The following is a 10,706-nucleotide window of genomic DNA, read 5'->3' as shown; positions in this document are numbered from 1 at the left end:
CGTCGACCGGGCCGAGGAGCTCGGCGCGAGCGTCGTCGGGCTCGGCGCGCTCACGGCGCCGGCCACCGGCGCCGGCCGCCTCTTGCGCGAGCGGCCCGGCGTCACGATGACGACCGGCAACGCGTTCACCGCGCACCTCACGGTCGAGGCGCTCCGGCGCCTGCTGCCGGCCGCGGCCGGCGGGCACGTCGCGATCGTGGGCGCGTCGGGCAGCGTCGGATCGTGCGTCGTCCGGCTGCTGGCCGACGAGCCGCTCGGCGCAGACCTCACGCTCGTCGCCCGCAACCCGCTCCGCCTGAACGCCCTCGCCGCCGAGTTCGGCGCGCGGCAGCCGGGCGTCGCGGTACGGACGGCCACGACGATGGATGCCGTCCGCGACGCCGACCTGGTCCTCGTCCTGACCTCCGCCACCGAGGCACTGATCGGCCCCGAGCACCTCAAGCGCGGCGCCGTCGTGCTCGACGACACGCAGCCCCGCAACACCGATCCCGCGCTCGCGCAGGAGCGCCCCGACGTCCTCGTGATCGACGGCGGCGTGGCCGCGGTGCCCGGCATCCGGATCCGCGGAGACATCGGGCTGCCGAAGGGCCTCGCGTACGCGTGTCTGTGCGAGACGATGCTCATGGCCTTCGACGACGCCACCGATCGGCACGAGACGGGGCAGGCGCGCGTCGACCACGCGCTGCGCATGCGCGACGCCGCCCGGCGCTTCGCGCACCTGGGCTTCACGCTCGCCGACCCGCTCTCGTTCGGCCGGCCGGTGGCCTGGCCCGAGCCGGCCGGCGCGCTCGCCGCGATCGGAGGCTGACATGTCCATGGAGATCCTCGTCCTCGGCGGCGGGTACGTCGGCGTCTGGTCGGCGCGGCGCATCGTGCGCTCGCTGCGTGGTCGCGACGACGCGCGCGTCACGCTCGTCTCGCTGAGCGACGCGCACGCCTTCCACGGCTGGACGGCCGAGGTGCTGACCGGCCACGTCGGCGTCGAGCGGGCGTTCACGCCGCTCGCCGACCTGCTGCCCGGCGTCCGCCTCGTGCGGGGCGCGGTCGCCCGCGTCGACCTGCAGACCCGGGGCGTCGACGTGCTGACGGATGCCGGCGTCCGCACCCTCCGGTACGACCGCCTCGTGATCGGCGTCGGAAGCCGTGACGCCCACGAGCGCGTGCCGGGCCTGCGCGAGCACGGCTGGTCGCTCAAGAACGACGGGGCGCTGGTCGCGCTCGACGCGCACCTCGCCGAGGTCGCCGCGCGCGCCGCATCCGTCGTCGACCCCGCCGAACGCGCGCGCCTGCTGACGGTCGTCGTCGCCGGCGCGGGCTTCACGGGCGTCGAGGCCTCGGCGGCGGTCGCCCAGCGCCTGCGCGCGGAGATCGCCGCGCATCCCCCGCTCGCGGGCGTCGCGCCGCGCGTCGTGCTGGTCGGCTCGGGCCGCGAGCTGCTGCCGACGCTCCGGCCCCGCTTCGACGGGGTCGCCGACTACGCCGCGGAGCAGGTGCGGCAGACGGGCGTCGAGGTGCGCGTCGGCACGCGGCTCGCCGCGGTGTCGGCCGACGGCGCGCGGCTCGACGACGGCGACGTCGTCGCATCCGCGACCGTGATCTCGACGGTGGGGCAGGCGCCGGTGGCGCTCCCCGGCACCGAGGGCCTGTTGCGCGACGGCGCCGGACGGCTGCTGACCAACCGGTTCCTGCAGGTGCTCCCCGGCGTGTGGGCCGGCGGCGACGTCGCGGCGGTGCCGAAGCCGTTCGGCGGCACGTGCCCGACGAGCGCGCTGTGGGCGATCCATCACGGGCTGCGCATCGGCGGCAACGTGGTGCGCTCCCTGCGTGGGCGCCGACAGCTGCCGTTCCGGTTCCCGGGCCTCGGCCAGGGCGCGAGCTTCGGGGTCGGCCGGGGCGCGGCGGAGCTCTACGGCGTCTCGCTCACCGGCTGGCCGGCGTGGCTCGCGCGGTGGTTCTTCTTCCACTGGTTCATGCCGTCGCGCGCCGTGGCGTGGCGCACGGCCCGAGACTGGCTCGGGCGACGATCGCCGGCATCCGGCGCGGACTACTCGCGCTGGCCGGTCACGCCGAGGAAGCGGATGAAGACCGCGATCCAGCCGAAGATGAGCGCGAACGCGATGATCTCCAGCGCCGTCAGCGAGAAGTAGCCGAAGACGAACAGCACCACGGTGGCCACCAGCGCGATCAGGAACGCCCAGCTCGAGACGAAGTAGGTGCGCGGCATGCCGCGGAGGAACCTCGGACCGCTGATCAGCAGGACGAGGTACATCACCGCCATGCCGGACGCCGAGAGGTTGTGGACGATGAGGTTGACGTCCACGGGCACGAGGCCGACGCCGGCGAGCATGATGCCCATCACGACGAACAGCGTCGTGACGAGGCGCGGCGAGCGGGGGTTCCGCAGCCGCCGGTGGCTCACGAGCAGCTGCATGTCGTTGCCGAGGTAGACGCCGAACGTCGTCACGAGCAGGCCGCCCGCGATGAGGGTGCCGTTGAACACGACGCTCGACAGGGCGTCGAACGTGCCGAGCTCGCTGAAGTGCACCTTCCACCACTGCGGGTCGGGCGTGGTCACCATCGCCGTGAGCGTGCCGGTCGTGATGAAGACCATCAGCAGCGACGACATGCGCTGCGTGTCCATCCGCGACACCGACAGGTACACCAGGTAGCCGGTGAGGCCCAGTGACGCCGCCATCAGCACGACCGCCCAGAACGTGTCGACGCGCAGCCCGAGGAAGCCGCGACTGAGCACGAGGAAGACGACGAGCACGGCCAGCGCGGCGAGGGCCACGTGCACGATCACCACCGAGATCGTGTTGACGGTGAACTCCCACGCCGAGAGCGACTGACGCCATTGCTGGCCGGGCCGACCTCGAGCACGCCAGTAGCCCGTTCCGGATGCCGCGCCCGCCACGACCGCCGCGCCGATCGCGGCGGCGCCGCCGAAGGCCCAGTGGGTGCCGGACAGCGGCAGCGACGGCCACACCATCGCCGCCACGAGGCCGTAGACCGCGCCGAGCGCGCCGGCCGAGAGCGCCGCGTAGACGGCCTCCGACTCCGCGCGCAGAGACGGCGCGGTCACGCGCGGGGCGGGCTGGTCGGAGCTGGTCGGGACGCGCGCGGACACGTCGCCAGTGTAGGGGCCGGGACCGAGCTCATGGAGCAGCCCGACGCCTGGACGGGTCGACGTGCTGGGAGCACGTGCGGATGGCCGGCCGGCCCGGGCGCCTAGTGCTCGTGGAGGTCGAGCATCGGCGTCGGCCGCCGGAAGAACCGCGTGACGATCAGCAGGATGACGAACCCGCCGGCGAGCCACGAGAGCCCGATCGCGAAGGTCAGCCCGGACAGACTGGTCCACAACCACACCGTGAGGCCGAAGCCGATGAGCGGGAGGACGAGACTGGAGATGACCGCGGCGCCCGAGCGCTCCTTGCGGTCGACGAAGTAGTGCTTGATGACCGCGAGGTTGACGACGGAGAAGGCCATCAGCGCACCGAAGCTGATCATGCTCGACAGCGTCGTGAGATCGAAGACCATCGCCAGGAGCGACACCGCGGAGACGATCAGGATCGCCGGGACCGGTGTGCCGAACCGGCGGTTGAGCTGCCCGAACACGCGTCGCGGCAGCACCCCGTCGCGACCCATCGAGAACAGGATGCGTGCGACCGACGCCTGCGAGGTCAGCGCGGACCCGAGAGCGCCGGCGATGAAGCCCGCCATGAACAGCGACGACAGCCACTGGCCGCCGACGGCGGCGACGACATCGATGCTCGCGGTGTCGACCGACTCGAAGTCGTTCGAGGGGTAGGCGATCTGCGCCGTGTAGGAGATCAGGATGAAGACGAGACCGGCCGCGATCGTGGTGATGATGATCGCCCGGGGGATCGTGCGGGTGGCATCCTTCGCCTCCTCCGCGAGGGTCGACACGGAGTCGAACCCGAGGAACGACAGACAGAGGATCGCGGCGCCGGCGAACAGCGGCCCCACCCCCTCCACCGAGCCGTCGCCCGTGAAGGGGGCCGCGAGGTCGACGCCGTTGCCGAGCGCCGACGAGAACGCGAGCGCGACGAACACGACGATGAACGCGGTCTGGAACGCGATGATGGCGATGTTGGCGCGCGCGACCGAGATGATGCCGATGATGTTGAGGGTCATCACGAGGACGATCGAGATCACGACCCACAGCCAGGGCGGGACCGCGGGCAGCCACTCGCTCAGGTACAGGCTGAGGATCAGGTAGTTGATCATCGGCAGGAAGAGGTAGTCGAGCAGCAGCGTCCATCCGGCGAGGAACCCGACCGCGCCGCCGAAGCTCTGCTGCGTGTACACGTACGCCGACCCCGAGTACGGGTACGCCACCGACATGCGCGCGTACGACCGGGCCGTGAAGGTCATCGCGATGAGCGTGATGATGTAGGCGTCGACGAGCCGGCCGCCGGTGAGCTCGGTGACGATGCCGTAGGTGCTGAACACGGTCAGCGGGACCATGTACACGAGTCCGAACAGCACGAGCGAGGGGGTGCCGAGCACCCGCTTGAAGCGTCCCTTGGTGACCTGCGCGGTCACCTCCGTCGGTGAGACCAGCGACTCGGGCGGCAGGGACTCGGACATGCGGGCATCCTCTCTGACACGCGTTCGCGGACGAGGCGTCGGCGTGCGGACACGACGCTCGCGACGGTTGCTGTAACGTTACGCCATCGCCGCGTTCGACGGAACAGCCAGTTTCCGCCCGTCCCACGGGACGGACCCGCGCGGTCGCGACTGTGCGACGATGGCAGGCGTCGAAGCCGGCCCGAGGGAGGATCCCGTGTCCAGGACGACCCATCCAGAGCTCATCATCGTCGGTGCACGCGTGCACCGGCTCGACCCCGACGCCGACCCGGGCCCCGACGCCCCCGTCGCCGAGGCCGTCGCCGTCGCGGACGGCCTGATCGCGGCGGTGGGCTCCGCCCACGAGGTCCGCGCGCTCGCCGGGCCGGACACCCGCGTGCTGGAGCGCGACGACGCCACGATCGTGCCGGGCCTGGTCGACGCGCACTCGCACCCGATCCTGAGCCTCGACGTCGCCCGCGGCACCTCGCTCGACGGCATCGCCGATCCCGAGACGCTCCTCGCGGTGCTCGAGGCGGGCCGTGACGCGCTCGCGGACGGCGAGTGGTTCGTCGGCTGGGGGCTGGACCCGAACGTCTTCTCCGGCGACCCCATCGGCAACGGCATCCTGCACAGCGCCTTCGGTGCGGATCGCCCCGCCTTCGTGACCCTCTTCGACGCGCACTCGGCGATCGCCTCCGACGCGGCGCTCGCGCTCGCGGGCATCACCGCACCGAGCCGGTTCGACGACGGCGCGTCGATCGCCGACGACGGCACCGGACGACCCTCGGGGCATCTGATCGAGTTCACGGCCATGCGCTTCGTGCAGGACGTCATGCCGGTCCGGTCCGTGCCGGAGCGCGCAGCCGAGCTGCTCGCGCTCTTGCGCGCGATGGCGGCGGCGGGGATCACCGAGACGCACGTGCTCGACATGCAGGCCGCCGACACGATCGCGCTGCTGGAGGCCGCCGAGGCACAGGAGGAGCTGCCGGTGCGGCTGAGGATCTCGCCGTGGTGCGAGCCGACCTCGACCGACGAGGACGTCGAGCGGCTGCTCGGGCTGCAGGGTCGGCACGGACGGCAGTGGCGCATCGAGGGCATCAAGTTCTTCATCGACGGCACCGTGGAGGGCGGCACGGCCTGGCTCGATTCCCCGGACACCCGTGGCGAAGGGCTCGCGTCGTTCTGGGCGGATGCCGGCGCCTATGCGCGTCGCATCCGCTTCTTCCACGACCACGGCGTGCCCACCGCGACGCACGCGATCGGCGAGCGCGGCGCGTTCGTGGTCGCCGAGACGCTCGCCGCCCTGCCCTCCACCGGCGTGCAGCATCGCATCGAGCACCTCGAGTCGGTCACCGACGAGACGATCGCCCTCATCGGGCGCGCGGGCATCGCTACGAGCATGCAGCCGACGCACTGCACGCACTACGTCCGCGCCGACGGCAGCGACGAGTGGTCACGACGTCTGGGGGCCGACCGCGCCGCGCACGCGTGGCGCACGCGAGACGTGCGGGATGCCGGTGCCGTCCTCGCGCTCGGCTCCGACTGGCCGATCGCGCCCTTCCCGCCGTTGACGATCATGGCCGACGCCCAGCTGCGGCGGCGTGCGGGTCGCACGGGCGCCGTGCCGGTCGGTCTCGTGCAGGGCCTGACGGCCCAGGAGGCGCTGGAGGGGTACACGACGCACGCGCATCGGTCGATCGGGGGAACCGGCGGCGCGATCCGAGAGGGGGAGCGGGCCGACCTCGTCGTCCTCGATATCGATCCGCTCACCGTCGTGCCCGATGTGCTCGCGGGGGGCCGGGTGCTGCTCACGGTGCGCGACGGGCGCGTCACCCACGAGGGCTGACCGTCACCGGCCGCGCGTCGAGTCGCGAAGGCGGAGCGAGATCGGGACGAGCGTGGGAGGCGGTGACTGCTCTCCCTGGATCAGGCGGTCGATCAGGAGCAGGCACTGGCGGCCGAACTCGCGCGGGTTCAGGTCGATCGCGGTGATCGACGGGTGCACGTAGGTCAGCGGCTCCGAGTCCACGCACGCCGCGACCAGGACGTCGCTGCCGGCGCGGAGGCCGGCCTGCTCGACGCCGGTCAGCACGCTGAGCGCGGTGCCGTCCGACATCGCGACCACGGCGTCGCACGGCGGATCGGCGGTGACGAGCTCCACCGCGGTGCGCTGCAGGAGCTCGGCGGGAGCCGGATGCGGCAGCGTGACGACGCGAGGCTCGAGTCCCGCCGCCCGGCACCACGACTCGAAGGCGGTCGCGACGGCGAGGCACCAGCTCATGCGCACGTCGGGCACGATCAGAGCCGGGCGCCGCGCGCCGTTGCGCTCGAGGTGGACGAGCAGCTCGCCGATGGCCGCGGCGTGGTCCGACGTGACCACGCCGGCGGCGCCGCGCAGTCCGGGTGGCGACGGCTCGCCGGTGACGACCGGCACGCGGCCCGACAGCAGCGCCGTGGAGACGGGGTCGCCGGTGACCGCGTCGAGCAGGATGATCCCGTCGACGGGCAGGTGGAGGAGCGCGGACGGGCTCGTCGCCGACGGGAGGAGCGTCACGAGGAGCCCACGCTCGCTCGCGGCGTCCACGATCCCGAACGTCGCCTCGACGTAGTACGCCAGCGTCGTCGTCGCCGGCGGGAGGTGCAGTGCGATCATGCCGGTGCGCGCGCCGCGCAGGTGCCGCGCGACCGCGTTGGGCTGGTAACCCATCTCGCGGGCCACCCGCACGATCTCCTCGCGGCGCTCGGGCGACACGCGCCCGCGACCCGTGATCGCGTTCGAGACGGCGGTGCGGGACAGGCCTACACGCGCGGCGATGTCCTGGAGCCTCACCGCCCGGCCGTCCTGCATGCGCAGAAACCTATCACCGGCTTGGATCGGAGACGGCGGGGCGACGGCGTGAAGGGTGCCGTCGCCCCGCCAGGGACGGCCGGAGACGTCCGCGCCGCGGCACCCGTCCCGGCCTGCGCACCGGCCCGATGCCACGGCGGTGCGCGGTCGATGTCGCCGCTACACGCGGTTCCTGCCGGAGATGACGCGGAACAGGAACGCGATGATGGCGATCACGCCCACGATGAGGGCCACCCAGATCAGCCAGTTGAGGGCGGCGTTCATGCCGCCGACGATGGCCAGGACGATGGCGATGACGATGATGATGACGAGTGCGACGTTCATGGGGGAGAGTCCTTCCGTTTCCGACGCGCCGCGCGGACCTGCCGCCCGCGTGGATCGTGCGTCGAGCATGACACCCGGCGCTCGATCCGCCACGGGGGTTGACGACGCTCGGGGGCCGGTGATACTCGCGTTCGGGCGGGCTCGACACGGCCGCGACGAGCCGGGGACCACGGTCGCGGCGTTAGGCGACCGCCCGCGGTCGTGTCAACCCCCTCGACGCTGTCGGCGCGACGACGGAAGCTGATCCCGGCACGCGGCGATGTCTGCGTGTCCGGACCGGGACCACCCGGACGCAGCGCGATCGGTCGGCGATCGCGCGGACAGGAGTGAACGGAATGGGCAAGAACGTGCTGATCGTCGCGATCCTCGTGGTCGCGGCCTACCTCGTGGGCGTCGAATCGGCGAAGTCCCGCGGCAAGGACTACGAGGACGTCCGCCACCAGCTGGAGCGGCTGTGGACCGACCCGGCGGCGAAGAGGTCCCGCAAGAAGCTCGCGAAGAAGGCGCACGCGTCGGTCGAGAAGACGCGGCGCCAGTTGCAGAAGCTCGGCAGCTGATCGACCGATCAGCGGGCCACGAAGACGGTGCTCCCGAAGGTCGGGAGACGGGAAAGGAAGGCACCATGAGCGCGGGAGACCGGATCAAGAACGCCGCCGACAAGCTCGTCGGCAAGGCGAAGGAGACGGTCGGCAAGGTCACCGACAACGAGGAGCTCGTCGCCGAGGGCAAGGCCGATCAGGTCGAGGGTCACGTCAAGGACGCGGCGGAGGACGTCAAGGACGCCGGCCGCAACGTCAAGGACGCCTTCGAGAAGTAGCGTGCCGCGGGCTGTGCCCGCACGCGGCCGTTCGGCCCGGCGTCGGAGGGATCACCTCCGGCGCCGGGCCTTCGCCGTGCCCGGGGTCGACGGCATCCCGATCACGAGCGCACGAGCCGCGCGATCGCCTGCGTCGCCTCCTTGATCTTCTCGTCGGCCTCGGCGCCGCCGAGCCGGGCGGCGTCGACGACGCAGTGCTTGAGGTGGTCGTCGAGGAGGCCCACCGCGACGACCTGCAGGGCGCTCGTGAGCGCGCTCACCTGCGTGAGGATGTCGATGCAGTACTTCTCCTCCTCGATCATCTTGTGGATGCCGCGTGCCTGACCCTCGATGCGCTTGAGGCGGTTGAGGTACTTGTCCTTGTCGGTGATGTAGCCGTGCGCGTGGTCGCCGTGGTGCTCGTGCGTCTCGGTGGGGGCTGTCTCGGTGGTCATGGTTCTCCTCGGTCGAGGCGGTCAGTCGGTGAGCGAGCGGAATCGGTGCAGCTCATCCCGGTCGCCGGGAACTCGTCGTCATGTGCTTCGCCTTCCGTGTCCATGGATACCCCAGGGGGGCGGCTCCCCGCGATCGGGCGCACCGAGATGCTGCGCGGCGGCCAGCGCGCCGAGATCATCGTCGACCCGGCGACCGGCCTCGTGATCGGCGAGCGCCAGCTCTCCACGATGGCCGTCTTCGGCTTCGGGGTCGACGAGGTGCTCAGCCTCACCGCGATCGAGACGAGCGTCGCGCCGACCGCTCCTTGACGCGACCTTCCGGGGCCGCGGCTCACAGCGGCGTAGCCTCGAGGCATGGCGCGCCGGGGGATCCACGTCGAGACGGTCGTCCGCGCGCCGCTCGAGCGGGTGTGGGCGGTCACGCAGGACCCTGTCCAGCACGTGCGCTGGGACGTGCGGTTCTCGCGCATCGTCGCCACGGACACGACGGATGCCGGGGCCACCCGCTTCGCGTACACCCGGCGGACGCCGTTGCACACGATCGAGGGCGTCGGCGTGAGCATCGGCGAGGTCGCGCGCCCCGACGGCTTGCGCACGTCCGCGCTGCGGTTCTCCACGACCGACCGGCTGTCGCCGATCCGGTCGGGTCGCGGCTACTGGCGCTACACGCCGACGGCCGACGGTGTGCGCTTCGTCACCGGCTACGACTACGAGCCCGGCTGGGGCGTGCTCGACGTCATCGTGCGCCCGCTCCTCGGCTGGGCGACGGCGTGGAGCTTCGACCGGCTGCGGATCTGGGTGGAGGACGGCATCCCGCCCGAGCGCTGGCCGCTCTGGAGCGCGCTCCTGCTCTGGCGCCGCGATCGCCCGCGGGCCGGGCGCTGCCGTCGTGCGCCCGCCGGCGGCACGCGTCGCGCCGACCCGCTCGGCGGGGCGCCGGAGACGCTCGCCGCCCTTCCCGACCCGGGGGCCGGGCGATGAGCTCGATCTTCGCGCGAGCGCTGGGAGAGGACTTCGCGCGCCTCCACCCGATGATGCGGCGGAGGTTCGGCGTCGGGCTCGAGGCCGGCGAGGCGTGCATCGGCCGCGGCGTCATGACGCGGATCCGCCGCGGGCCGTGGTGGACCGTGCCGTTCCTGCAGGTCGGGCGGCTCCGCAACATCCTCGTGCCCGACGTCGGCGTCGACGTGCCGTTCACGATCGAGAACTACCCGTACCGCGATCCGCTCGGACGAGAGACGGTCACGTTCGTGCGCGAGTACGACATCCGCGGACGCCGGCGCCGCTTCGACGCGACCATGATCCTCGACCGCGGCCGCATCGTCGACTATCTCGGCACGCACCAGCACCTCGCGGTCGACCTCGACCTGCGCGTCGACGACGACGGCGGGCTCGTCCTGACCTCCGACGCGCAGCGCTTCTACGAGGGCCCGATCGCGTTCCGCTTCCCGATGCCCCTCAGCGGCCGGGCGCGGCTCACCGAGCGCTTCGACGACGCCGACGGCCGCTTCCACATCGCGCTCGAGGTGCGCAACGACCGGTTCGGCCTCCTCTTCGGCTACGAGGGCTCGTTCACGTGCGAGTGGATGCCGGCGCTCGACGCCCCGGACCGCCTCAAGCCCCGCCGCCACGAGCCCCGCACCTGACCCCGCGCCGGTCGACCGGCGACCCGCCTTGGTCTGCCGCCGCG

General features: G+C 72.4%; 13 protein-coding genes. 8 read left to right on the top strand and 5 right to left on the bottom strand.

What is annotated here, in order from left to right:
• Both WML84_RS09005 and WML84_RS09000 read left to right on the top strand, forming a co-directional pair.
• Window positions 1–808 (top strand): semialdehyde dehydrogenase (locus tag WML84_RS09005; RefSeq protein ID WP_347345809.1); only part of this gene is annotated, 808 nt, incomplete at its 5' end.
• 1 nt (window position 809) lies between these two features.
• Window positions 810–2,147: an FAD-dependent oxidoreductase gene (locus tag WML84_RS09000; RefSeq protein ID WP_347345808.1), complete on the top strand. Its 1,338-nt coding sequence runs from the start codon at window positions 810–812 to the stop codon at window positions 2,145–2,147.
• On the opposite strand, the gene WML84_RS08995 is transcribed toward WML84_RS09000, so the two are convergent.
• Both WML84_RS08995 and WML84_RS08990 read right to left on the bottom strand, forming a co-directional pair.
• A complete protein-coding gene (locus tag WML84_RS08995; RefSeq protein WP_347345807.1) occupies window positions 2,045–3,127 on the bottom strand; it encodes a DUF998 domain-containing protein in 1,083 nt (360 codons plus the stop codon). The genes WML84_RS09000 and WML84_RS08995 overlap by 103 nt on opposite strands.
• A gap of 101 nt (window positions 3,128–3,228) precedes the next feature.
• Window positions 3,229–4,611 (bottom strand): APC family permease, encoded by a 1,383-nt coding sequence (locus tag WML84_RS08990; RefSeq protein WP_347345806.1) that lies wholly within the window; start codon window positions 4,609–4,611, stop codon window positions 3,229–3,231.
• Between the two features lie 196 nt (window positions 4,612–4,807).
• Here WML84_RS08990 and WML84_RS08985 point away from each other — a divergent pair, with 196 nt between their 5' ends.
• Entirely contained in the window at window positions 4,808–6,439 is a 1,632-nt protein-coding gene (locus WML84_RS08985) for an amidohydrolase family protein (RefSeq protein WP_347345805.1), read from the top strand.
• Window positions 6,440–6,442: 3 nt separating this feature from the next.
• On the opposite strand, the gene WML84_RS08980 is transcribed toward WML84_RS08985, so the two are convergent.
• Together WML84_RS08980 and WML84_RS08975 are read right to left on the bottom strand one after the other, a co-directional pair.
• On the bottom strand, window positions 6,443–7,441 hold the full coding sequence (locus WML84_RS08980; RefSeq protein WP_347345804.1) for a LacI family DNA-binding transcriptional regulator: 999 nt from the start codon (window positions 7,439–7,441) through the stop codon (window positions 6,443–6,445).
• A gap of 159 nt (window positions 7,442–7,600) precedes the next feature.
• Window positions 7,601–7,765 (bottom strand): hypothetical protein, encoded by a 165-nt coding sequence (locus WML84_RS08975; RefSeq protein ID WP_347345803.1) that lies wholly within the window; start codon window positions 7,763–7,765, stop codon window positions 7,601–7,603.
• Window positions 7,766–8,100: 335 nt separating this feature from the next.
• Between WML84_RS08975 and WML84_RS08970 the strand changes: the two genes are divergently transcribed.
• Window positions 8,101–8,322 (top strand): hypothetical protein, encoded by a 222-nt coding sequence (locus WML84_RS08970; protein WP_347345802.1) that lies wholly within the window; start codon window positions 8,101–8,103, stop codon window positions 8,320–8,322.
• Window positions 8,323–8,387: 65 nt separating this feature from the next.
• Window positions 8,388–8,582 carry a CsbD family protein gene (locus WML84_RS08965; protein WP_347345801.1) on the top strand — a complete coding sequence of 65 codons (195 nt, stop codon included), beginning with the start codon at window positions 8,388–8,390 and terminating at the stop codon, window positions 8,580–8,582.
• Between the two features lie 101 nt (window positions 8,583–8,683).
• On the opposite strand, the gene WML84_RS08960 is transcribed toward WML84_RS08965, so the two are convergent.
• The gene (locus WML84_RS08960) at window positions 8,684–9,016 is read right to left on the bottom strand and encodes a metal-sensitive transcriptional regulator (protein ID WP_347345800.1); all 333 of its coding nucleotides are present in this window, start codon (window positions 9,014–9,016) and stop codon (window positions 8,684–8,686) included.
• Between the two features lie 102 nt (window positions 9,017–9,118).
• Here WML84_RS08960 and WML84_RS08955 point away from each other — a divergent pair, with 102 nt between their 5' ends.
• Genes WML84_RS08955 through WML84_RS08945 form a run of 3 tightly spaced genes read left to right on the top strand, consistent with a single transcriptional unit; the run spans window position 9,119 to window position 10,662 of the window.
• Window positions 9,119–9,325: a hypothetical protein gene (locus tag WML84_RS08955; protein WP_347345799.1), complete on the top strand. Its 207-nt coding sequence runs from the start codon at window positions 9,119–9,121 to the stop codon at window positions 9,323–9,325.
• A gap of 45 nt (window positions 9,326–9,370) precedes the next feature.
• On the top strand, window positions 9,371–9,997 hold the full coding sequence (locus WML84_RS08950; protein ID WP_347345798.1) for an SRPBCC family protein: 627 nt from the start codon (window positions 9,371–9,373) through the stop codon (window positions 9,995–9,997).
• A complete protein-coding gene (locus tag WML84_RS08945; RefSeq protein ID WP_347345797.1) occupies window positions 9,994–10,662 on the top strand; it encodes a DUF4166 domain-containing protein in 669 nt (222 codons plus the stop codon). The genes WML84_RS08950 and WML84_RS08945 overlap by 4 nt, the downstream gene beginning before the upstream one ends.
• Window positions 10,663–10,706: the final 44 nt, after the last annotated feature.

Source organism: Microbacterium sp. (assembly GCF_039812165.1).
Taxonomy (GTDB): Bacteria; Actinomycetota; Actinomycetes; order Actinomycetales; family Microbacteriaceae; genus Microbacterium.
Note: the sequence above shows the minus strand (reverse complement) of the source record. Positions and strands in the feature narration are given on the sequence as shown.

Bases quoted from the DNA above. Each gene is read 5' to 3' on its own strand.
- WML84_RS09000 (WP_347345808.1), top strand. From the start codon at position 810: ATGTCCATGGAGATCCTCGTCCTCGGCGGCGGGTACGTCGGCGTCTGG.
- WML84_RS08990 (WP_347345806.1), bottom strand. From the start codon at position 4,611: ATGTCCGAGTCCCTGCCGCCCGAGTCGCTGGTCTCACCGACGGAGGTG.
- WML84_RS08980 (WP_347345804.1), bottom strand. From the start codon at position 7,441: ATGCAGGACGGCCGGGCGGTGAGGCTCCAGGACATCGCCGCGCGTGTA.
- WML84_RS08975 (WP_347345803.1), bottom strand. From the start codon at position 7,765: ATGAACGTCGCACTCGTCATCATCATCGTCATCGCCATCGTCCTGGCC.
- WML84_RS08970 (WP_347345802.1), top strand. From the start codon at position 8,101: ATGGGCAAGAACGTGCTGATCGTCGCGATCCTCGTGGTCGCGGCCTAC.
- WML84_RS08965 (WP_347345801.1), top strand. From the start codon at position 8,388: ATGAGCGCGGGAGACCGGATCAAGAACGCCGCCGACAAGCTCGTCGGC.
- WML84_RS08960 (WP_347345800.1), bottom strand. From the start codon at position 9,016: ATGACCACCGAGACAGCCCCCACCGAGACGCACGAGCACCACGGCGAC.
- WML84_RS08955 (WP_347345799.1), top strand. From the start codon at position 9,119: ATGGATACCCCAGGGGGGCGGCTCCCCGCGATCGGGCGCACCGAGATG.
- WML84_RS08950 (WP_347345798.1), top strand. From the start codon at position 9,371: ATGGCGCGCCGGGGGATCCACGTCGAGACGGTCGTCCGCGCGCCGCTC.
- WML84_RS08945 (WP_347345797.1), top strand. From the start codon at position 9,994: ATGAGCTCGATCTTCGCGCGAGCGCTGGGAGAGGACTTCGCGCGCCTC.